Origin of the sequence: Serratia sp. CY81684 (genome assembly GCF_052166595.1) — a bacterium.
GTDB classification, from domain to species: domain Bacteria; phylum Pseudomonadota; class Gammaproteobacteria; order Enterobacterales; family Enterobacteriaceae; genus Serratia; species Serratia nematodiphila.
In genome coordinates, this window is sequence record NZ_JBJNOO010000003.1 from 1,196,373 (window position 1) to 1,217,726 (window position 21,354).

Annotated in this window: 22 protein-coding genes; 8 read left to right on the forward strand and 14 right to left on the reverse strand. The window is 59.1% G+C overall.

The genetic code is table 11. The annotated features are described in order from the left end of the window. Positions 1 to 69: 69 nt before the first annotated feature. The gene (locus ACJ8QF_RS13585; protein WP_442537582.1) at positions 70 to 393 is read right to left on the reverse strand and encodes an HI1450 family dsDNA-mimic protein; all 324 of its coding nucleotides are present in this window, start codon (positions 391 to 393) and stop codon (positions 70 to 72) included. A 56-nt stretch (positions 394 to 449) separates the two neighbouring features. Continuing rightward, the gene (gene cls / locus ACJ8QF_RS13590) at positions 450 to 1,910 is read right to left on the reverse strand and encodes a cardiolipin synthase (RefSeq protein WP_049187821.1); all 1,461 of its coding nucleotides are present in this window, start codon (positions 1,908 to 1,910) and stop codon (positions 450 to 452) included. A 242-nt stretch (positions 1,911 to 2,152) separates the two neighbouring features. Between cls and ACJ8QF_RS13595 the strand changes: the two genes are divergently transcribed. Then, a complete protein-coding gene (locus tag ACJ8QF_RS13595) occupies positions 2,153 to 2,329 on the forward strand; it encodes a YciY family protein (RefSeq protein WP_025159792.1) in 177 nt (58 codons plus the stop codon). A gap of 45 nt (positions 2,330 to 2,374) precedes the next feature. Here the strand turns inward: ACJ8QF_RS13595 and ACJ8QF_RS13600 are convergent, their stop codons facing one another. Both ACJ8QF_RS13600 and smfY read right to left on the reverse strand, forming a co-directional pair. Then, positions 2,375 to 2,866 carry a Dps family protein gene (locus tag ACJ8QF_RS13600; protein ID WP_004932132.1) on the reverse strand — a complete coding sequence of 164 codons (492 nt, stop codon included), beginning with the start codon at positions 2,864 to 2,866 and terminating at the stop codon, positions 2,375 to 2,377. 200 nt (positions 2,867 to 3,066) lie between these two features. After that, complete coding sequence (gene smfY / locus ACJ8QF_RS13605; RefSeq protein ID WP_049187823.1) at positions 3,067 to 4,539, reverse strand: multidrug efflux MFS transporter SmfY; 1,473 nt, start codon at positions 4,537 to 4,539, stop codon at positions 3,067 to 3,069. A gap of 127 nt (positions 4,540 to 4,666) precedes the next feature. Here smfY and ACJ8QF_RS13610 point away from each other — a divergent pair, with 127 nt between their 5' ends. After that, positions 4,667 to 5,230, forward strand: coding sequence for a TetR/AcrR family transcriptional regulator (locus ACJ8QF_RS13610; protein WP_004932127.1), 564 nt, complete (start codon positions 4,667 to 4,669; stop codon positions 5,228 to 5,230). Between the two features lie 143 nt (positions 5,231 to 5,373). Here the strand turns inward: ACJ8QF_RS13610 and ACJ8QF_RS13615 are convergent, their stop codons facing one another. The 5 genes from ACJ8QF_RS13615 to ACJ8QF_RS13635 all read right to left on the reverse strand — a co-directional run bounded on the left by ACJ8QF_RS13615 (position 5,374) and on the right by ACJ8QF_RS13635 (position 11,527). Next, positions 5,374 to 6,381 (reverse strand): substrate-binding domain-containing protein, encoded by a 1,008-nt coding sequence (locus ACJ8QF_RS13615; RefSeq protein WP_004932124.1) that lies wholly within the window; start codon positions 6,379 to 6,381, stop codon positions 5,374 to 5,376. 33 nt (positions 6,382 to 6,414) lie between these two features. Next, positions 6,415 to 7,392: an ABC transporter permease gene (locus tag ACJ8QF_RS13620; protein WP_425326763.1), complete on the reverse strand. Its 978-nt coding sequence runs from the start codon at positions 7,390 to 7,392 to the stop codon at positions 6,415 to 6,417. A 76-nt stretch (positions 7,393 to 7,468) separates the two neighbouring features. Continuing rightward, positions 7,469 to 8,974: a sugar ABC transporter ATP-binding protein gene (locus ACJ8QF_RS13625; protein WP_004932117.1), complete on the reverse strand. Its 1,506-nt coding sequence runs from the start codon at positions 8,972 to 8,974 to the stop codon at positions 7,469 to 7,471. Beyond that, positions 8,971 to 10,488, reverse strand: coding sequence for a xylulokinase (gene xylB / locus ACJ8QF_RS13630; RefSeq protein ID WP_044031109.1), 1,518 nt, complete (start codon positions 10,486 to 10,488; stop codon positions 8,971 to 8,973). Before xylB ends, ACJ8QF_RS13625 begins: the two co-directional genes overlap by 4 nt. Positions 10,489 to 10,492: 4 nt before the next feature. Beyond that, entirely contained in the window at positions 10,493 to 11,527 is a 1,035-nt protein-coding gene (locus ACJ8QF_RS13635; protein ID WP_154870287.1) for an NAD(P)-dependent alcohol dehydrogenase, read from the reverse strand. A gap of 228 nt (positions 11,528 to 11,755) precedes the next feature. Here ACJ8QF_RS13635 and ACJ8QF_RS13640 point away from each other — a divergent pair, with 228 nt between their 5' ends. Together ACJ8QF_RS13640 and ACJ8QF_RS13645 are read left to right on the forward strand one after the other, a co-directional pair. Further along, the gene (locus ACJ8QF_RS13640) at positions 11,756 to 12,310 is read left to right on the forward strand and encodes a D-lyxose/D-mannose family sugar isomerase (protein WP_154870288.1); all 555 of its coding nucleotides are present in this window, start codon (positions 11,756 to 11,758) and stop codon (positions 12,308 to 12,310) included. A gap of 71 nt (positions 12,311 to 12,381) precedes the next feature. Beyond that, positions 12,382 to 13,383, forward strand: coding sequence for a LacI family DNA-binding transcriptional regulator (locus tag ACJ8QF_RS13645; protein ID WP_015378079.1), 1,002 nt, complete (start codon positions 12,382 to 12,384; stop codon positions 13,381 to 13,383). A gap of 24 nt (positions 13,384 to 13,407) precedes the next feature. Here the strand turns inward: ACJ8QF_RS13645 and ACJ8QF_RS13650 are convergent, their stop codons facing one another. Continuing rightward, complete coding sequence (locus ACJ8QF_RS13650; RefSeq protein WP_049242977.1) at positions 13,408 to 14,352, reverse strand: DMT family transporter; 945 nt, start codon at positions 14,350 to 14,352, stop codon at positions 13,408 to 13,410. A gap of 91 nt (positions 14,353 to 14,443) precedes the next feature. On the opposite strand from ACJ8QF_RS13650, the gene ACJ8QF_RS13655 reads away from it, so the two are divergent. Then, positions 14,444 to 15,298 carry a LysR substrate-binding domain-containing protein gene (locus ACJ8QF_RS13655; RefSeq protein WP_442537583.1) on the forward strand — a complete coding sequence of 285 codons (855 nt, stop codon included), beginning with the start codon at positions 14,444 to 14,446 and terminating at the stop codon, positions 15,296 to 15,298. Between the two features lie 100 nt (positions 15,299 to 15,398). On the opposite strand, the gene ACJ8QF_RS13660 is transcribed toward ACJ8QF_RS13655, so the two are convergent. Next, entirely contained in the window at positions 15,399 to 15,695 is a 297-nt protein-coding gene (locus tag ACJ8QF_RS13660; RefSeq protein ID WP_004932096.1) for a YciI family protein, read from the reverse strand. Between the two features lie 175 nt (positions 15,696 to 15,870). Here ACJ8QF_RS13660 and ACJ8QF_RS13665 point away from each other — a divergent pair, with 175 nt between their 5' ends. Together ACJ8QF_RS13665 and tonB are read left to right on the forward strand one after the other, a co-directional pair. Continuing rightward, positions 15,871 to 16,524, forward strand: coding sequence for an epoxyqueuosine reductase QueH (locus ACJ8QF_RS13665; protein WP_015378073.1), 654 nt, complete (start codon positions 15,871 to 15,873; stop codon positions 16,522 to 16,524). 236 nt (positions 16,525 to 16,760) lie between these two features. After that, positions 16,761 to 17,504 carry a TonB system transport protein TonB gene (tonB, locus tag ACJ8QF_RS13670; RefSeq protein ID WP_004932086.1) on the forward strand — a complete coding sequence of 248 codons (744 nt, stop codon included), beginning with the start codon at positions 16,761 to 16,763 and terminating at the stop codon, positions 17,502 to 17,504. Between the two features lie 67 nt (positions 17,505 to 17,571). Here the strand turns inward: tonB and yciA are convergent, their stop codons facing one another. Further along, positions 17,572 to 18,000: an acyl-CoA thioester hydrolase YciA gene (yciA, locus tag ACJ8QF_RS13675; protein WP_004932085.1), complete on the reverse strand. Its 429-nt coding sequence runs from the start codon at positions 17,998 to 18,000 to the stop codon at positions 17,572 to 17,574. Positions 18,001 to 18,076: 76 nt separating this feature from the next. Continuing rightward, entirely contained in the window at positions 18,077 to 18,616 is a 540-nt protein-coding gene (locus ACJ8QF_RS13680; RefSeq protein WP_004932082.1) for a septation protein A, read from the reverse strand. Between the two features lie 221 nt (positions 18,617 to 18,837). Here ACJ8QF_RS13680 and ACJ8QF_RS13685 point away from each other — a divergent pair, with 221 nt between their 5' ends. Further along, entirely contained in the window at positions 18,838 to 20,541 is a 1,704-nt protein-coding gene (locus tag ACJ8QF_RS13685; RefSeq protein ID WP_004932080.1) for a SulP family inorganic anion transporter, read from the forward strand. 52 nt (positions 20,542 to 20,593) lie between these two features. On the opposite strand, the gene ACJ8QF_RS13690 is transcribed toward ACJ8QF_RS13685, so the two are convergent. Then, positions 20,594 to 21,346: a YciC family protein gene (locus ACJ8QF_RS13690; protein ID WP_004932079.1), complete on the reverse strand. Its 753-nt coding sequence runs from the start codon at positions 21,344 to 21,346 to the stop codon at positions 20,594 to 20,596. Positions 21,347 to 21,354 lie beyond the last annotated feature (8 nt).

Here is a 21,354-nt window from a genome sequence, read left to right on the forward strand (position 1 = left end):
CCGCTAGCCGGCAACAAAAAGCCCCGCTGAGTCAGCGGGGCTTTTTTTATCCGAAATATGAGCGGCGAATCACTCTTTCCACAGAATGTGGCACAGCTTGTGGTCTTTCTCGCGGCAGATCAGCACGCGGGCGAACACGTCGTTGATCGGCTCGCCGTCGCTGTCCGCCAGACCGATCACCACTTCGGCGAAGAAGTCCGGATTCAGCTCGTAATCCACGTGCTCGCTCCAGTCTTCGGAGGGGTCGTACAGTTCTGCGCCGCCGCGCTCTTCAAACTGCAGATTGAACAGCAGAATATCCGCCGGATCCAGATTGTCGCCGGCCAATTCGAGGAAGATGTCGTAGGCCTGTTCCAGCGTTTCGTCTTCGGTAAGGCGGTTATTCAAATCCATAAAAAAATCCTGATAACAAATGATTTGGCGCTATTAAAGCACGCTCGCCGTGGCTTTTACAGCAACGGGCTGAAAAAGTAGAACAGGCGCTCGACCAGGCGGTGCCAGAATGGCCGCTTCAACCACTCTTTGGCGTTCAGCAGCCTGGAACGAGCGATGTAATCTTCCTGCACGCAGGCCAGATCGCTGCCGAAGCCGTCGTCATCGATCACCAGGGTGATCTCGAAGTTGAGCCACAGGCTACGCATATCGAGATTGACGGTGCCGACCAGGCTGAGCTGGCCGTCGACCAGCACGCTCTTGGTGTGCAACAGGCCGCCTTCGAACTGATAGATTTTCACGCCGGCTTCCAGCAGCTCGGAGAAGAACGCCCGGCTGGCCCAGCGCACCATCATCGAATCGTTGTCGCGCGGCACGATGATGCTGACCTCAACGCCGCGCAGAGCGGCGGTGCAGATGGCGTGCAGCAGATCGTCGCTCGGCACGAAGTACGGCGTGGTCATGATCAGCTGTTCGCGCGCGGAATAAACCGCGGTCAGCAGCGCCTGGTGGATCATCTCCTCGGGGAAGCCGGGGCCGGAGGCGATCACCTGAATGGTATGGCCGCTTTCCTGCTCGAACGGCATGATGTTGACGTCCGGCGGCGGCGGCAGAATGCGCTTGCCGGTTTCAATCTCCCAGTCGCAGGCATAGACGATGCCCATCGTAGTGGCCACCGGGCCTTCCATGCGCGCCATCAGATCGATCCATTGGCCGACGCCCGCATCCTGCTTGAAATAGCGCGGGTCGACCATGTTCATGCTGCCGGTATAGGCGATGTAGTTGTCGATCAGCACCACCTTGCGGTGCTGGCGCAGATCCATGCGGCGCAGGAATACGCGCAGCAGGTTGACCTTCAGCGCTTCGACTACTTCGATGCCTGCGTTGCGCATCATCGCCGGGTAGGGGCTGCGGAAAAATGGCAGGCTGCCGGCGGAGTCCAGCATCAGACGGCAGTGTACGCCGCGCCGCGCGGCGGCCATCAGCGATTCGGCCACCTGATCGACCAGGCCGCCGGGCTGCCAGATATAGAACACCATTTCGATGTTGTGGCGCGCCAGCTCGATGTCGCGGATCAGCGCTTTCAACGTGTCGTCGGTAGTGGTGAGCAGCTGCAGCTGGTTGCCCTTGACGCCGTCGATGCCCTGGCGGCGGTTGCACAGCTGGAACAGCGGTTCGGCGACTTCACTGTATTCGGTGGCGAAGATGCGGCGGCTCTCTTTCAACTCTTTCAGCCAGCGCGCGGTCGACGGCCACATGGCCTTGGCGCGCTCGGCACGGCGCTTGCCCAGGTGCAGTTCGCCGAACGATAAATAGGCGACGATGCCGAACAGCGGCAGAATATAGATAACCAGCAGCCAGGCCATGGCAGAGGGAACCGCACGGCGTTTCATCAAAATGCGCATCGTCACGCCGGCGATCAGCAGCCAGTAGCCGAACACCATGAGCCAACTGATTACGGTATAAAATGTTGTCATAAAGGCGAAAAATCCCGTTCGCAAACCACCAATGATGAGTGTACGCACAGATCGGGCAAGGCGAAACCTTTTATCGGCGCTTATGTTACATAAATATGATGAAGTTAAGGCACTTGCCGAAATTGAAAGGGCGGCTTTTGCCCGCGTGGCGTCCGCTGTGCCGCCGATAACGGCGGCTTGGATCGCGGGCGGAAAGGGCTATAATGCCCGCGGTTGGCATTAGACGAACGAGTGACGGAATTATGAGACGCAGTAGAAATGAAGTGGGCCGCTGGCGCATGTTGCGGCAGAGCCAACGTCGGCGGCATCGCTGGCTGGAACGCCAGTCGTGCAGCAATCGCCATATTATCCGGGTGCGGCGCCGCCTAGACGATCAGCATCGGCGCGCGCTGCTGTTTGCGGTATCCTGCGAATGGTAAAACGAAAACAGTCCCGTAAGGGACTGTTTTGTTATGGCGTCTGAGTTATTTGCCCAAATAGGCGTTGAGCATCCAGACCTGTTTTTCCTGCTCTTTGATGTAATCGCTCATCAGCGACGCGGTGCCTTCGTCGCCGGCGTCTGCCGCCACCGTCAGCAGCTCACGCTGCTGTTGCAGCAAGATTGAATACCCTTCCAACAGGCCGCGCAGCGTACCCTTATCATCGGTCACGTTGGTGTGTTCCTTGATGTCGGCGGTTTTCAGATAATCGCTGAAAGCGTGACGCGGTTGCGAGCCCAACGTCAGAATACGTTCCGCCAGCTCATCTACCTTGGTCAGCAGATCGTTATATGTCTCTTCGAATTTCGCGTGCAGTTCAAAGAACTGCGGGCCGGTAATGTTCCAATGATAGCCGCGCACGTTCATATACAGCACCTGATAGTTTGCCAACAGCGCATTGAGCGCTTCGGCGAGTTTTGCCGATTGTTTACTGTCAAGGCCGATATGGGTTTTCGCTGCTTTCTTTGCCGTTGCCATAATAATCTTCTCCTGATTATTTGTTCCGATAGTAGACAGAATCAATTTCCATAGCTGTTACAGTAACCGGATTTATCGCAGGGTTAAATACGATAACAGGCATTATTGCCATCGCTCAAACCGATGACGATAAATCCGTCGAGCAAATTGCCGAATCAGTTTACGCAGGTTCCGCAGGCGAAAAAAGCCGCTTTTCTCGGTTACTTGCGCAGCGCCAGTTTTACCACACCTGCGCCCAGCGCCATTAACAGCGCGGCGGCGATCAGTACCGAAATAAAGGCGCGATCAAAGGCCAGACGCGCCAGCTGCGTCAACTGCTGCGCGCGATCGGCCGCCATTCCGGCCGCCAGGCGCAACGCTTCGTCGATGCTGTCGTAGGCTAAATCGCTGACCGGCAGCTCCGCCGGCAGCGCCAGAGTGTGGCTGTAAACCGCCGTCATCAGCCCGCCGAGCAACGTCACGCCCAGCACGCCGCCCAGCTCGTAGGAGACGTCTTCGATGGACGCCGCCATGCCGGATTTCTCCTCCGGCGCGTTCAGCATGATGGCGGTGGAAGCGGCGGTGATCACGCCGCCGAGGCCAAAGCCCACCAGCGCCAGGCTCACCAGCTGCGGCGCTATGCCGCTCTGAGACAGCAGGGCGAGGGCGGCAATGCCGAAGGCGGTCAGGGCGAAACCGCCGAGGATGATGCTGCGTTCGCCGTAGCGCGGCAGCAGCAAACCGGCCATCGGCCCCGCCAGCGCCGAGGCCAGCGGGATCGGCAAGATGAACAGCGCCGCCTGCAGCGGACTGAGGCCAAGCACCAGTTGCAAGCGTTGGCTGAGCACCAGCTCGACGCCGATCAGCGCCACCATCGACAGCAATGCCACGCCGATGCCGCCGGCGAACAGCCGGTTGCGGAACAGAGAGAAATCGATCATCGGGTGGGCGCTGCGCTGCTGACGACGCACGAACAGCACCAGGAACAACACGCCGATCGCAGCCGCCGCGAGCAAGGCGCTGACGTCAGGCGCCGGCTTGCTCAATTCTTTCAGCGCATAGATAGCGCCGACCAGGCCTATCATGATCTGTATCGAGCCGACGATGTCGGCGGGGCGCGGGTTATCGCCGCCGCAGCGCGGGATCAGTTTCCATGCCAACGGCCAGACCAGCAACACCACCGGCACATTGATCAGGAACACCGAGCCCCACCAGAAATACTCCAACAGCAGGCCGCCGACCACCGGGCCGATGGCCGCGCCGCCGGAGGCCACCGACGCCCAGATGCCGATCGCCAGCGCCCGTTCGCGTTCATCGGTAAAGACGTGGCGTACGATGGACAGCGTGGCGGGCATCATCATTGCCGCGCCAACGGCGAGGAATACCCGCGCGGCGATCAGCCACTCGGCGGTAGGCGAGAAAGCGGCGCACAGCGACGCGACGGCAAACACCGGCAGCCCGGCGAGAAACAGCCGTTTATGGCCGATGCGATCGCTCAGCATGCCGGCGCCAGGCAACAGACCGGCCACCACCAACGGGTAGGCGTTGACGATCCAGAGTTTTTGCGAGGCGCTGGCGTCCAGCGCCTGGGTTAAACGCGGCAGAGCGGTATATAACACCGTCATATCGATGACGATCAGGAACAGGGCGCTGGCGACCATCGTCAGGATCAACCAGCGGTTCTTGGCGTACATAAGTCATAATCCAGTTAAAGTGGGCGGCGCGAAGGCGCCGCCATTCGGGTAACCCTCCGGCGATGCCGGGTGATATACTGGTAATAATATATATCCATACGTTCGTATTGAAAAGAAGGGTTTCTTAATGGGACGTCAACGCAGCATCGATCGCGACAAGGTTTTGGACACCGCCGAAGAGATCGTCGCCACTCAGGGGGCCGCCGGTTTGACCATCGACGCCGTCGCCAAAGCGATGGGGATCTCCAAGGGCGGGGTGCAGTACTGTTTCGGCAGCAAAGACGCCCTGATTGACGCCATGTTCGATCGCTGGGGCAGTGCCTACGAGACGCTGTTCGCCGCTATCGCCGGTGACGATCCTTCACCGCAGACCGGCGTGCGGGCGCATATGCTGGCGACGCAAAGCTCGGATCAGACCGCCAGCGCCAAGGCCGCCGGGCTGATGGCGACGCTGATTCAAACGCCGGAGCATCTGGCGAGCACGCGCGAATGGTATCGCAGCCGCATCGCCGGTTTGGATTTGACGACGGAAGAAGGCAAGCGCGCGCGCTTGGCGTTTCTCGCCACCGAAGGCGCCTTTATGCTGCGTTACTTTGGTTTGATGGATATCGATCAGGCGGAATGGGAAGCGATGTTCACCGATATGCAGGCGTTGATTTTAACTGAGGGTGCCTATCGCACTGATAGCTAGTAAAGCCCGCAGTGAAAGGCGTATGTTTATCGCACAAGATATTCCCTCGAAGAACTTTTTAGCCAGCCACTCCGTGCTGGCTTTTTTTTTGTTTGCAGGCAAGCGCCCCAGCGGGGCCCCCTGAAGACAGGGGGCGGGGGAAATTATTTACGGGCGTCCAACAGCGACTGGGCGTTCTCTGCGGTAACGACGGTCCACGGAATGTAGTAATGCTTTTGCGTGCCGCCCTCCCATTTCAGATCCTTGGCGTATTGCTTCCAGATCTCCGACTGCGGTTGATAGCTTTCCCCTTTCACGGCGCGCAACGCGACGTCGATGGAGCCCTGCATCTGGCCTTTGGCATCTTGCAGAATAGAGACCATTTCACCGGCCTGCACCGCATGAATCGCGTCGGAGACACCGTCAACGCCGGCAATCGCGAAGTCCTTCACATTCAGGCCGGCGCCTTTGATCGCCTCGATAGCGCCCAGCGCCATCTCGTCGTTTTGGCCAATCACGCCGTTGATTTTGCCCCGGTGTTTCTGCAGCCAGTTTTCCATCAGCGGCTGCGCTTCCGCGCGTGACCAGTTGGCCGTTTTACGTTCAAGTACGGTGACCTGGCCGACACCGCACTCGGCAATCGCTTTATCGTTGCCCTTGCCGCGTTGGATCTCGCCGCTGCCGCCTTTCGGGCCTTCGATAATCACCACGTTCACCTTTCGGTTCTTGCAGTCGAGTTTGTCCAGGACGGCTTTGGCTTCCAGGTATCCCCCCAACTCGTCATTAGACACCACTTCAGACGTCATCGCGTCCGTGTTCAGGCGCGCGTTGGTGACCACCACCGGAATTTTGGCTTCGTTGGCATTAGTGACGATATCGATATTGGCCTCAAAATCCATCGGGTTGACGATAATGGCATCGGCGCGCGTCTGGATAGCGGTGGCGGCCTGATCGTTTTGCACCGAGGCATCATAACGCCCATCGTAGAAGGTCAGCACGGCTTCGCCGCTTTTCACCGCCGGGTGTTCCTTGCCGAACCTTTCCATCAATTGCACGAACTCGGCCTTGTTGCCGTACATCAATACCGCGATTTTAACCGGGGCCGCCTGAGCAGCCGACAGGCTACCGAGCATCATGGCAGAGGCAAACAACGCTATCTTGGTCTTATTCATGGTTTTCTCCTGGTAGAGTTGGGTCTGATGTTATTAATCGCGCTGTTGCTTACGCGATGGGTCGAGCAATACGGCAAGAACGATCAATGCGCCTTTGATAATTTGTTGGTAATACGATTGCACGCCGAGCAGATCGAGGCCGTTATTCATCACCCCGATAATCAGCACGCCGAAGAAGGTGCCGACCAGCGTACCGACGCCGCCGGCCATGCTGGTGCCACCGATCACCACCGCTGCGATGGCGTCCAGCTCATACCCTGCGCCGGCGTTGGTCTGCGCCGAACCGGTGCGTGCGGTGAGGATCAGGCCGGCGATGCCGGCCAGCGCGCCGCACAGCGTATACACCAGTATTTTGATGCGCGTGACGTTAATCCCCGAGGTGCGCGCGCTTTTCGGGTTGCCGCCGACGGCGTAGATGTAGCGCCCGAAGAGGGTTTTATTCAGCACCAGCCAGGCGAGGGCGAACAGCACGATGAAGATGATGACCGGCACCGGAACGCCGCCGACATAACCATTGCCCAACCAGCGGAAATCGCTGTTCAATTGCGAAACCGGATTGCCGTTGGTGGTCAACATGGTTAAACCGCGCGCCGCAGAGAGCATGCCCATGGTGACGATAAAGGGTTGCAGCCGGTAGCGAGCCAACACGGTGCCGTTCACCAGGCCGCAGACGGTCCCGATGCCCAGCGCCACGATCAGCGGCGCCATGACGGCGGTCGCGGTGTCGCCGATAGCCAATCCGCTGTTGTTGGTGGCGAAGCGGGCGGCGACGATCCCGCTTAGCGCCAGCACCGAGCCCACGGAGAGATCGACGCCGGCCGTAATGATGACGAAGGTCATGCCGATCGCCAGAATGCCGTTGATCGAGACCTGGCGCAGGACGATCAGGGTGTTTTCATTGCTGAGAAAATAATTGCTGCTCCAGGCCCCCTGGGCGACCTGATATTCGCCAATCAGCGCCACGATCAGGCACAGCGCGAAGAAGGCGATGATAATGCCGTATTTGTGCATACGGCGCTTATTGCGGGTGAAAAATGAAATTCCTGGTGATAAGGAGTGGGCGCTGCTCATTTTTTTTCTCTCTCTGTTAAACCGCAAGTTTCATCAGTGCTGCCTGGGTCGCATCGGCTGCCGAAAGCTCACCGGCCAACTGCCCGTCACGAAACACCAATATGCGATCGCTCATGCCGATAATTTCCGAAAGCTCGGAGGAAACCATGATGATCCCCTTGTTTTGCAAGGCGAACTCCGACATAAATCGATAGATCTCTTTCTTGGCGCCGACGTCGATGCCGCGCGTCGGCTCGTCGAGCAACAACACCTCCGGATCCAGCAGCGCCCAGCGGCCCAGCACCACTTTTTGCTGGTTGCCGCCGCTCAGGTTGCCCACGGGCTGTTCGCCATCGTGGGTTTTAACGTTGAAGCGCTGGATCATGTCGCGGGTTCGCGCTTGCTCCCGTTTCTCGCTGACGAACCCCATTCGGCTGATGCCGGCAAAAGAGGCGATATTGATGTTTTCACTGACGGAACGGCACAGCACCAGGCCGGTTTCCTTGCGATCTTCCGTCACGTAGGCAATGCCGCTGTCGATGGCCTCTCGCGGGGAATGGCGGTTCAGCGTCTTGTCGCCCAAACGGATCGTGCCGCTGTCGGCATGCTGAATGCCGAAGATAAGATCGAGAAATTCGCTGCGGCCCGATCCCACCAGCCCGTAGATGCCCAGGATTTCACCGTGCTTAAGCTGCAGGCTGATATCCTTTATCTTGCTGCGCCAACACAGGCCGTTGACCTCCAGCAAGACCTCTTCGCCGGGCTGATTGAATTTGGCGAACTCGCTGTCGTACTCGCCGCCGATAATGTGTTCGATCAACTGCTCACGGGTAATGTCGGCGATATAGCCTTCATGGATATAGGCACCGTCGCGGAAAATGGTGTAGCTGTCCGCAATTTGAAATATCTCTGACAAACGGTGAGAGACGTAAATAATGCCTTTACCTTTCGCCGCCAATTGCTGAAGCGTCTGAAAGATTTTTTGCGCATCCTCCTCGCCAATCGCCGAGGTGGGTTCATCCATGATGATGATGTCGGCATTGGCATGCGACAGCGCTTTGGCGATCTCGACCAGCTGCTGCTCGGCGACGCTCAGGTTGCGCATTTTCTCTCGGGCGTCGATCTTGAAATCGAGTTCCTTGAGCAGGCTGGTGGTGCGTTGATTGAGCGTGGCGAAATCGACGAACCCCAGGCGTCTCGGCTCACGGCCCAGCCAAATGTTTTCGGCCACCGTCAGATCCGGGATCGCGCTCAGTTCCTGCTGCACGATGGCGATGCCGGCGTTGAGGGCTTCCCGGGGATGATGAAATTCACAGCGTTGGCCATTGATAAAAATGTCGCCGCCATCGGGTTGAATAAAGCCCATCAGAATGCTGAGAAAGGTGGATTTACCCGCGCCGTTGCCGCCGCACAGGGCATGGATGGAACCACGCCGCAGGCAAAACTCCGCATTCTTGAGCGCCACGACCGGGCCAAAGGCTTTTCTGACGCCGCTGACCTCCAGCAGGTAGGCGGGCGCTTGCGTATGGGGATCTCGCGTCACAGTTGCACCTCCGGGTAGGTCTGCTGCAAGCGTTGCAGGTACCGTTGATAAAGCGTCTCGTATTGCGCCCGTCTGCCGGCATGTGGCCGTGCGCGTGTGGCCTCATCCAGCGCAACGAAACGTTGGCACAGCTCGGACAGCAACGCGCCGGCATTCCGCAGCGGATCGTCGGCCAACGTCGTCGCCCACATCGCCTGAATGGCGCCGCCTAGCGCAGCGGTCTCTTTGGCTTTCAGACATACCACCGGGCACCCCATCACGTCCGCGACGATTTGTCGCCAGGCGGCGCTGCGAGCGCCGCCGCCGGTGAGGCGGATCTCGCGCGCTTCAATGCCCTGACGGCGAAACAGCTCGATGCCATAGCGCAGGCCATAGGTGGCGCTTTCGACCACCGCCAGGCAGAGATTGGCGCGGGTAAAATTGTCGCTATCGAGGTTATGCAGACTGGCGCGCGCGTGAGGCAACGGCGGAACGCGCTCGCCATTGAAGAACGGCAGCATCTCGACACCGCCTGCGCCGGGTGAGGCCTGCGCCAATAAACCGTTAAAGCCCGCAAGGTCCTCGTCCAGCAGCGTTTGTACCGCGGTGGTGGCCGAGGTGACATTCATGGTGCAAATCAATGGCAGCCACCCGTTGGTGCTGGAGCAGAAGCCGGCAATCATGTCTGATTCCGCCGCGACGGGGGCGGCAGACCAGGCGAATAGCGTGCCAGAGGTGCCCAGGCTCAGGGTGAGGGTGCCGGCCTCGATGTTGCCGGAACCGATGGCCGCCATCATGTTGTCGCCGCCGCCGGTCGATACCCGCACCGTTGGGCTGAGGCCGAGTTTTTCCGCCGCGGCGGGGCGCACCGTGCCGATGCAGCACTCCGCATTTTTGAGCGGCGGCAGGGCTTGCCACAGACGGCCGCTGTCATCGATGAGATCGACGGCGGCTTTGCTCCAGCTACGGGTGCGCACATCGAACAACCCGGTGCCGGAAGCGTCACCGTATTCCGCTACGCGCTCTCCGGTCAGCCAGAAGTTCAAATAATCATGAGGCAACAATACGGTGTGCAGTTTTGCCCACAACGCAGGATGGTGTGTCTTGAACCAAAGGATTTTTGACGCGGTATAACCGGTGGCGATCCGCAGGCCGAGTGTTTCCAGCGAGCCGTTGGCACCGCCGAGCTGCTGCAGGAGCCGTTCGTTTTCCTCTGCGGTTTCGGTATCGCACCACAGCTTGACGTTGTGCAGCACGTTGCCGTCTGCGTCCAGCGGTACAAACCCATGTTGTTGGCCCGAGACCCCCAGAGCATGAATTTCCCCGGCATCAATACCGGCGTTAGTCACGGCTTGGCGAAAAGCGATGACCAGCGCCTCAATCCACCAGTCGGCCTCCTGTTCGCGCCGGCCATTGGCTTGGCTGATGAGACGGTGAGGGGCGTTGCCCTCACCGAGGATCACGCCCTGTGTGCTGTCGACAATCACGACTTTCGTGCCTTGCGTACCGCAGTCTATGCCAGCATAGAGCGCCATAGGATCACTCCATTTCCAGCATGATTTTGATGTCCGAGGCATGTCCCGCCGCCGCGCGCTCAAAGGCGGCCACGCTGTCGGAGAACTTGTAGGTTTGGCTTATCAACGGCTGGACGCGCAATTTGCCGCTGCTCAACAGCCGCAGCGTGCGCGGGTACATGTTGGCGTAGCGGAAAATGGTCTTGAAGGTGATTTCCTTGGCCTGCGCGGCGACGATATCCATCGGCGCGGCATCGATCGGCATGCCGACCAGCACGGCGGTCGCTCCTGGCGCCGCATGTTCGGCCAGCGTAGCGATGGCCGGTTTTGCGCCGCTGCATTCAAACACGACATCGGCGCCATTGCCGCTGGTGAGCGCGGCCACTTTCCCCGCCAGGTCGCCGGTTTTGATATTGACGGCGTGCAGCCCCTCATAACTGGCCGCAACGGCGAGTTTTTCGTCAAACAGGTCGCAAATAATGACGTCCGAGCAGCCGCCCGCCAGCGCCGCGAGAGCGGTGACCACGCCGATCGGCCCAGCGCCGATCACCAGCGCGATATCGCCGGGTTTGATCCCGGCTTTGGTGGCCGCTTGCATGCCGATGGCCAGGGGTTCAACCATGGCGCCTTCAGCGAAACTGACGTTGTCCGGCAGTTTGAACGTGAATGCGGCGGGGTGGATGACGGTTTCGCGCAAACAGCCGTGCACCGGCGGCGTCGCCCAGAAGCGAACGGCGGGGTCCAGGTTGTAAATCCCGGCGCGCGTCTGCGCCGAGTTGAGATCGGGAATGCCGGGCTCCATGCAAACGCGATCGCCGACGCTGAGGTGAGTGACGTTTTCACCTGTCGCGAGCACCACGCCGGCGGCCTCATGGCCGAGCACCATCGGGGCTTTGACCACGAACGGGCCAATGCGGCCATGCTGGTAATAGTGCACATCGCTGCCGCAGATGCCCACGGAATGAATTTTTATCTGCACATCATCGGGCCCCAGCGTTTCGGCAAGCTGGACGTCCTCGATAGCGATTTCCCCCGCCTTGGCCAACACTAATGCTTTCATATTGCCTCCTGGTGAATCATTTTTATGGTAACGATATCATTTCAATGCGGCGATAGTGGGCCAAAGCGGGTGGTTAAACTGTGATCGATGTTGGAATTACTCGATGGGAGTTAATTTTGCTGGTGGGTTGTTATTCAATATGGGGATGAAGATCACAAAATCGGCGATGTAATGACGGTTTTAATATCAGCATTCTGATATCGATACCGTTACCTTGCAGGGGAAATGATGAACAAACAACAACGTGCCATAGCCGCTACGCTGGAATATTTGCGCGAGGCGGCCATCGTTCTGACCGAAGAAGAGCAGCAACGTATTGAAATTGCGACATTTGGCCTGGCCGACTATCCTGTCTCAGGGCTGCAGCTGCTGACCTATGTCAACTCACCTCGGTATTGTGCGAAAGAGTTGGTGCTGTTTCCTGAGCAGACTTGCCCAGAGCATTTGCATCCTCCTTTTGCCGGCACGCCCGGCAAGCAAGAGACGTTTCGCTGCCGTTGGGGTGAGGTGTTTCTGTTTGTCGACGATGAAAACCTGACGCTTAATGACGCCGGCGGTGAACCGGTATGCCGGGTGCCTGAAGGCGCGGAGCAGTGGTATACCTGCAATCGCTATATCCTCTTGCGGCCTGGCGAACAATACACCATCGCGCCCAATACCCGGCACTGGTTTCAGGCTGGAAAGCGGGGGGCGGTGGTGTCCGAGTTCTCTTCCGAGAGCCGTGACGAGCTGGATATCTTTACCGATCCCCGGATTAACCGGCTGGCAGGCGTAAACCATTAGCGCCACGATGAAAGTTCTGTCATGATGTTGTTAATGGTACAAAATGATAACTTTAAGCTAAGGAGCTGCATTTGGCGGTGGGGCGAGGACGGAAAGCGACGCTGGCTAGCGTGGCCGCACAGGCAAACGTCAGTAAAATCACCGCGTCGCGGGCATTTTCACAGCCGGACAAGGTTCATCCGGAAACGCTGCGCCGCATTCGGGAGACCGCTGCCGAACTCGGTTATGTGGTCAATGCTGCGGCGCGCAACCTGCGCGCGAAAAGCAGCAGAACCATCGGCATCGTCAACCCTGATATGGCCAACCCGTTCTTTGGCGGCCTGACGCGGTTGATGACGCTTGAAGCGCAAAAAATGGGATATGACACCCTGGTGTTCGATTCCTATGAGTCACAGGAAAGCGAAGACAGAATCATCGACAAACTGATTGGTTACAACGTCGATGCGATCATTCTCTCGGTCATTTCCAACGATCATCTGTACCAGCCTTCCTATCTAAAGCGGTTGGAAACATTGAATATTCCGGTGGTATTGATCGACCGTGAGCTGGACAATCGCCACTGCAGCGGGGTGTATATCGATAACCTGGACTGCGGCCTTCAGGCGGGGCGCTGGCTGCTGGAACAGAAAGCGCAGCGGGTGGTGGTGGTGTCCGGGCCGGAGAACTCCAACGTTGCACGGGACAGGGTCACAGGGCTGCAGGCGGCGCTGCAAGGGAAAGTGGCGTCGTTTGAAGTGCTGTACGCCGATTTCTTTATGGATGTCGCCTGGCAAGAGACGAGCCGTTGGCTGGCCAATCACCGCGCCCCGGACTTTTTCGTTGGCTGCAATAACCAGATCTCCCTGGGCATTATCAAAGCCTGCATTGAACACCGGCTGCCGTTGATGCAGGAGGTGTCGCTGTTCAGCATCGATGAGGTTTCACATGCCGAGATCTACGGTTTTCATTTCCCATGCGTGTCACACGACTTGCAAGAGATCGCCTGGCAAGCGTTGAATCTGGCTATCCGTCGTATTGCCGACCCCGAGATCAAGCCGGGCAAGGTGGTGGTGCGGGGAAAACTCGTCGCATAACGGCGCCACCTTTCGCCTTATCCGTCATTTTTCAGCGCGTTGCGCTGTTTTGGGCTCATCCCGCCCGGCGGGACGGATGAGCAGCCATAAACCGCTTCCTGCCACCGCCGCGCCTAGCAGCATGGGCCAGGAAAGGGGTTCATTGAACATTAACCCTGCCCAGCAGAAGGTGACGAAGGGGCTGAGAAACAGCAGGCTCGTCACGCGCAGCGCAGAAGTGAGCCTTAGACAAAACCAGTACAGACCGTAGCCGGCCAGCGTCGCCAGTAGCGCGGTCCAAAGCACGCCGATCACAAACCCCGTCGTTACCGTTGGCAGCAGCGGGCCTTCCGCGCCGGCCATGGCGGCGAAAGCCAGCGCGGAAACCGCGCTTTGTATCCCCAGCGAGGCTGGCAAACTCATTGCTTGCGTCTGCGGCAGCCGTTCCTGCCACAGCGTTGCCAGCGCCAGCGCCAACATCCCCGCCAGCGGCAACAGGTAACTCCACAATGGGGCGTCTCCCCATGAGATGGCGCTGCCGGTCGCCAGCGTTACCCCGCTAACCCCCAAGGCTAACCCGGACCAAACGCGGCCATCGGGCAAGCGGCGTTGCAACAGCATGCTCAGCAGTGCGGTGCCGAGCGGGAGCAAATCGGCGATGAGCGCGGCCAACCCGGCCGGCACGCCATATTCGATGCCTTTGCTGACGCCGGTCAGGTAACCGGTCATGGCGAGCAACCCAATCCCGGCGTGAACAGCTATCGTCAGCGGAGATGCGCGCCTGATGGCACGCACACTAAGCGGCAGCAACGCGAACGCGACCACCACGCAGCGCCAGAACGCCACCAGCAACACCGGCGCGTAATCGGCGGCGAAGCGGATGCCGACGAAGCCGGAGCTCCAGGCCACGATCAGCAGGACCTCGGCCGCAGCCAGCCAGAGGGCGGCTTTGCCGCGGTGGGAAGAGGGGCGAAATGGTGGCAGGGACATGATGGTCACCTCCTTTCTGCCCGATGGTAGTGAGTGGCTATAATTTAATAAATCGAATAATTCTCGTTCAGTTGTTTAATGGGGTTAAATCATGCGGCCGACATTGGATATCGATCTCTTGCGCACTTTTCACGCTATTGCGCGTTTGGGGCAATTTCGCGCGGCGGCGGCATTTGTCAATCGCAGCCCCGCCGCCGTGAGCGTGCATATCCGGCGCCTGGAACAGGTGGCGGGCGGCCGCTTGCTGGAGCGTGACAATCAGTCCGTGGCGTTGACGCCGCTGGGCCACAAGCTGCTGGCTTCGACGCTCGGGCTGCTGAGCGCCCATGACGATATTCTGCGGGAACTGCAGGGCGCGCCGCTAAGCGGCCATATCAAATTGGGGTTGCCTGATGAGTACGCTTCCCATGTGATACGCCATATTTTGCCGCGGTTTGCCGACAGTTTTCCCGCGGTGGAACTGGAGGTCTCTACCGCTGCCAGTCAGGCGCTGGCGGAACAAGTTGGCCGTAATCGGCTGCATCTCGCGCTGGTGGTTCAACCCTCGGGGAAACCGTGCCAGACACCGCTCGCGGTGACTGCGCCGGTGTGGGCCGGAGGCCGTTCGCTGGCGCTGCAGGCTAACCGGCCACTGCCGCTGGCGTTGCATGCCGCCGATTGCCCTTATCGTGAGGCTATGATCGATGCATTGACCAGGGCGGGAAGGCATTGGCGTGTGGTTGTGAGCAGCCCTTCGGCCAGCGTGGTGGCGGCTGCCGTTGAGGCAGGATTGGCCGTCACGCTGCTCGACCGCGCACGGGTTTCGGCGGCGATGCGGATACTCGACGAATTGCCGTCGGTCGCACCACATGAAGTGCAACTGCTCCGTTCTGCCACGGCCGCCAGCCAACCGGCGGTGGCGATGCTGGAAAGCGTCATCGGTGAGTATTTACGGTGGGGAACATGAATATCGGCAAGACGAATCGAGCACGAAGGTGACGGAGAGAGGTGGCTGGATCCGGGAACGTTGTATCGCGGGGCGTTCCCGGTATTGGGCGGTCTGGATATCAGAACACCTGTTTGAACGGCTTCACCGTCACGTCGGCATAGACGCCGGCGGCGATATAGGGATCCTGCTGCGCCCAGGCCTGGGCTTCCGCCAGCGAGGCGAATTCGGCGATCACCGTCGAACCGGTAAAGCCGGCGGCGCCGGGATCGTTGCTGTCGATGGCCGGGTTAGGGCCGGCGACCACCAGACGGCCGGCGTCGCGCAGCGCCTGCAGGCGCGCCAGGTGTGCCGGGCGCACCGCCAGACGGTTTTCCAGCGAATTGGGGACGTCTTGCGCGTAGATCAGATAAAGCATGTTTCACCTTTAAAATCATGGCTATAAAACGGTGCTACCAAGGTAGCGCAAAAGGCGCGGCAGGGGAACGGCATAGGGCGAATTTCCCGGCGGATTGGCGCTTATGCCTTGAAGCCGCTACTTTTTATTCGTATAGTGCGGCGCGCTTAAACTGATATGCCATTGAGGTGAGGACATGACGGAACTGGTAAGGGAAAAACTCGATTTGCCGGCGGGCAAAAACAAACTGCTGCTGCATTCGTGCTGCGCGCCCTGTTCCGGCGAGGTGATGGAAGCGATTCAGGCCTCCGGGATCGAGTATGCCATTTTCTTCTATAACCCCAACATTCACCCGCAAAAAGAGTATCTGCTGCGTAAAGAAGAGAATATCCGTTTCGCTGAGCAGCACGGGGTGCCGATTATCGATGCCGATTACGACACCGACAACTGGTTCGCCCGCGCCAAGGGGATGGAGAATGAGCCGGAGCGCGGCATTCGTTGCACCATGTGTTTTGATATGCGTTTCGAGCGCACGGCGCTGTATGCGCATGAGCATGGTTACGACACTATCTCCAGCTCGCTGGGCATCTCGCGCTGGAAGAACATGCAGCAGATCACCGACTGCGGCATCCGCGCGGCGGAAAAGTATCCCGATCTGGTGTACTGGGATTACAACTGGCGCAAGAAGGGCGGTTCGTCGCGCATGATAGAGATCAGCAAGCGCGAACGCTTCTATCAGCAGGAATACTGCGGCTGCGTCTATTCGCTGCGCGACACCAACCTGCACCGTAAGGCGCAAGGGCGGCCGCTGATCAAGCTGGGCGTGCTTTACTATGGCGATGAAGAATAACGCTGACTCACCACAATTAACCCGCTCCGGCGGGTTTTTTACTTTTTGACGCCTGGCCAAACGTTAATAAAGCGTGTCGCCCCGGCGGTAAAAAAGCAACGGCCAGGTTAATATCCTTATGAGTTTGCTGGTTTTAGCCGCGCATACTGACGATTAAAGCGATAGTTTGCCTTTCGTTATTGAATATGATTGCTATTTGCATTTAAACTTGGCGAACCAGAGGAAACAGAATCATTATGCCGCTAAAAAAGATGTTCCTTAATCGCCGTATATCCGTGCCTTTCGTCTTGTCCGTAGGCCTGCACAGCGCCCTGGTGGCGGGTTTGCTTTACGCTTCGGTAAAAGAAGTGGTGGAGCTGCCGAAGCCAGAGGACGCGCCGATCAGCGTCATGATGGTCAATACCGCCGCGATGGCCGAACCGCCGCCGCCGGCACCGGCCGAACCGGAGCCGCCGCAGGTCGAACCTGAGCCGGAGCCAGAACCGGAACCTATTGTGGAGCCGCCGCCGAAGGCGATGGTGAAGCCGGAACCGGTCAAGCCGAAACCGAAACCCAAGCCGAAGCCGAAGGTCGAAAAACAGGTGAAACCGGAGCCGAAAAAAGTCGAGCCGCGCGAACCGTCGCCGTTCAACAACGACTCGCCGGCCAAGCCGATCGACAAAGCGCCGGTGAAACAGGCGCCTGCCGCGCCGGTGCAGGGCAACTCGCGCGAGGTTGGGCCAAGGCCGATCAGCCGCGCCAATCCGCTCTATCCGCCGCGGGCCCAGGCTTTACAGATCGAAGGCAGCGTGCGGGTGCAGTTTGATATCGACAGCGACGGACGCGTCAGCAACGTGCGTATCTTGTCGGCCGAACCGCGCAACATGTTTGAGCGTGAAGTGAAGCAGGCGATGCGCAAATGGCGCTATGAAGCCAAAGAAGCGAAAGATCGTACCGTCACTATCCGCTTCAAGCTGAACGGCACGACCGAATTGAACTGAGTTCGGTCATACCAAAAAGAAAGGGTCGCCTCGGCGACCCTTTTTGCATTTGCAGTGTAGCGTCAGTTTATTCTTCGAAGCCGACGCGGAAATTCATTTTGCCCTCAGGCAGCGCGCGCGAGTTGCCTTCTGCATCGACCGCCACATAGGTGAACACCGCTTCGGTCGCCCGGTAGCGCTGGCCGATCGGGGCGGAAGAGACTTTTTTGACCCACACTTCGATATTGATGGTGATCGAGCTGCGTCCGGTGCGGATGCAGTGCGCATAGCAGCAAACCACGTCGCCTACCGCCACCGGTTTCAGGAAGGTCATGCCGTCTACGCGTACCGTCACTACGCGCCCTTCGGCGATCTCTTTTGCCTGGATGGCGCCGCCGATGTCCATTTGCGACATCAGCCAGCCGCCGAAGATATCACCGTTGGCATTGGTATCGGCCGGCATCGCCAGCGTGCGCAGCACCAGCTCGCCGCTGGGTAAAGGTCGTTGTTGTGTCATAGCAGTCTGCTTTTAAAAGGAGGGAATAACATCATACTGCCCGCGGCAAGCGCCGCAGGCATTAACAATTTTGTAACTATTTTTTCTGTTCTTCCGGCATGTGCCGGTAAATATAGATACCGCTGAGGAGGGTGAAGACCAATGTCAGCACCGTCAGGCCAAAGACTTTGAAATTGACCCAGACGCTTTGCGGCAGCCAGAAGGCGACATAGATATTCGCCAGGCCGCAGGCCAGGAAGAAGACCGCCCAGGCCAGGTTAAGGTTGCTCCACACTTTGTCCGGCAGCGTCAGCTCTTTACCCAGCATGCGCTGAACCAGCGGTTTTTTGAGCACCCATTGGCTGATCAGCAGCGCCAGCGCGAACAGCGCGTAAATCACCGTGACCTTCCATTTGATGAACAAATCGTTGTGGAACACCAGCGTCAGGGTGCCGAACACCAGCACCATCAGGAAGGTGATCAGCGTCATCTTCTCGACCTTGCGGTATTTCACCCAGGTGAACACCAGCGCCAGCGCGGTGGCGACAATCAACGCGCCGGAAGCGACGTAAATGTCGTACAGCTTGTAAAAAGCGAAAAAGACAATTAGCGGGAGGAAATCAAGAAACTGCTTCATAAATCAATCCATCATCTGTTCATCGGCCGACTATACCGGATTCGGCGAGCTCTGTGTACCGCCGGGCGTTGCCGATTATCGGCGTTTGGTCGGCGGATTTCTGCCGCGAAAGCAGGAATTTGCATAAACTTACGCAAGAAAGCGCGGGCGCATTGCCAGCGCGGGCCGCAGGCCGCATAGTAAGCATCATAATAACCAGATAATTTACCGCGGAAAACAGCATGCAGTGGAAATCTCTCCAGGCCCTGACGCCTGGTTTGACGCATTTATTGGGCTATCAACGCAGCTGGCTCAAGCCGGATATTCGCGCCGGTCTTTCCGTCGCCGCCGTGGCGTTGCCGGTGGCTATCGCCTACGCAGAGTTGGCCGGGGTCAGCCCGGTGGTGGGGCTCTATTCCTGCGTCTTGCCGATGGTGGCCTATGCGCTGTTCGGCTCGTCACGCCAGCTGATCGTCGGGCCCGATGCCGCCACCTGCGCGGTGATCGCCGCGGTGGTGACGCCGCTGGCGGCGGGCAATATGGAACGCCATTGGCAATTGACCATCATGATGACCGCCATGATGGGCGGTTGGTGCCTGCTGGCCAGCCGGTTCAAGCTGGGGGCGCTGGCGGATCTGCTGTCGCGGCCGATCCTCAGCGGGCTGCTGAACGGGGTGGCGATCACCATTATCGTCGATCAGATCGGCAAGGTGTTGGGGTTTACGATGCGCCCGGCACAGTTGATCGAGCGCATCTACGCGCTGCCCGGTAACCTGCTGCACAGCGACTGGCTGACGATGGCGGTGTCGTTGCTGACGCTGGTGACGCTGCTTGGATTTAAAAAATGGCGGCCTAATTGGCCGGCGCCGCTGTTCGCTATCGTGCTGGCGGCGTTCGTGACCTGGGCGGGCGGCCTGCAGCAGCATGGCGTGGTGACGGTGGGCGGTTTCAGTGGCGTGCTGCCGATCGTCCAGTGGCCGGACTTCCAGCCCGGTTTGCTGCGCGATATGGTGATCCCGGCGCTTAACCTGGCGGTCGTGAGCTTTGTCAGCATGATGCTCACCGCCCGCAGCTTCGCCGCCAAAAACGGTTATGAGGTGAACGCCGACGCTGAGTTTCGCGCGCTGGGACTGGTGAATATCGTCTCTGCGCTGTCGCAAGGTTTCGCCATCAGCGGCGCAGATTCTCGCACCGCGGTGAATGACGCCAACGGCGGCAAGAGCCAGTTGGTGTCGATCATCGCCGCCGCTGTCATCGCCTTTGTCTTGCTGTTCCTGATGGCGCCGCTGCAGTTTATTCCTGTGGCGGGATTGGGTGTGGTGCTGATGTATGCGGCCTGGTCGCTGCTGGACATTCGCGGCATCTGGATCTTGCGCCGTCGCAACGCGCAGGCGTTCCGCCTGGCGCTGTTTACCTTCCTCAGCGTGCTGCTGGTGGGCGTGATCAGCGGCATCGGGCTGGCGGTGTTGCTGGGGCTGATGCAGTTTCTGCGCACCGTCTTCCGGCCGACGGAACAACTGCTGGGCGTCAACGATGAAGGTATGATCCATTCCATGGGCAATAACAATGGGGTGAAGGCGGTACCTGGCGTCATGATGTATCGCTTCAATTCGCCGCTGACCTATTTCAACGTGGCGTATTTCAAACGCCGTATCCTCAATTTGGTCGACGGCACGCCGTTCCAGCCGCGTTGGGTAGTGGTGGATGCGGTGGCCAGTTTTACCCATGCCGATATCAGCGTGCTGGCGGCCATCGATGAACTGAAACGCGATCTGTTACAGCGTAACGTAAGACTGGTGCTGGCGGGGCGCCGCACCGAACTGACGCGTTGGTTCCGCATCAACCGCTTAGGGCGCGATAAGGAGTTGATTTTGGTGCCGGATCTGTACCTGGCGCTGAAGCTGATTCAGAGTAAGGAGCAGGCGGAAGCCGCCGTGGTGGGGTAAACAAAAAAGGGGCACGCCGAAGCGTGCCCCTTGGTTTTTGCTTACGCCGGCGTTAGCCGCGCAGCAGCATATACAGCCGGAAGAGGTAGATCAGCAGCAGGGCGGAGACCAGGTTGCTCAACGCGGTCAGCACCACGCTGGCGACGTTCGGCGTCAGCACCGACAGATGGCTCACCAGGAACAGCACCAGCAGCTTGGCCGCCAGCCACAGCATCATCGCCGGCACAATCACGCGCGCATTGGCGAAGGCCAATTTGCTGCTCAGCTTGAGCGAAGCGAACACGCCTTTTTTATCGACGGAGGCGATCACCGGCGCCAGCGCGAAGGCGATAGCCATCAGCACGCCCGGCACCACAAACAGCGTCAGGCCGAGCTGGATCAGCAGGGTGCAGATAAACAGCAGCAGCAGCAGGCGCGGCAAGTCGGGCGCCGAGGCGCCAAGCGCGCGCAGGGCGCTGGTGCGTTGCCCTTGCGACACCAGACGGATCAGCGTCAGCATCCCGCCGACCAGCAGCACGTTGCCGACCAGCGCAGAGAAGGTGGCGGCCGCCGACACTTTCAGCAACACCATCTGCTGTTCCGGCGTCATCTGCTGGATCACTTCCTGAATGCCCATGCCGGTAGACGAGGCGAAATCGCTGGTGGTGGCAGCGAGCGTCGCCAACTGTTCGGCATCAGGGCTGAAGGCCTGATTCAGCAGCACGGAGATAAACGCCGTCAACAGCGCCAGCATCAGGATGCTGGCCAGTTGGTTGCGTAAAAAGTTAAAACTGTCACGGTACAAAGCGTTGGCCGTGATAGGCATGCAGACTC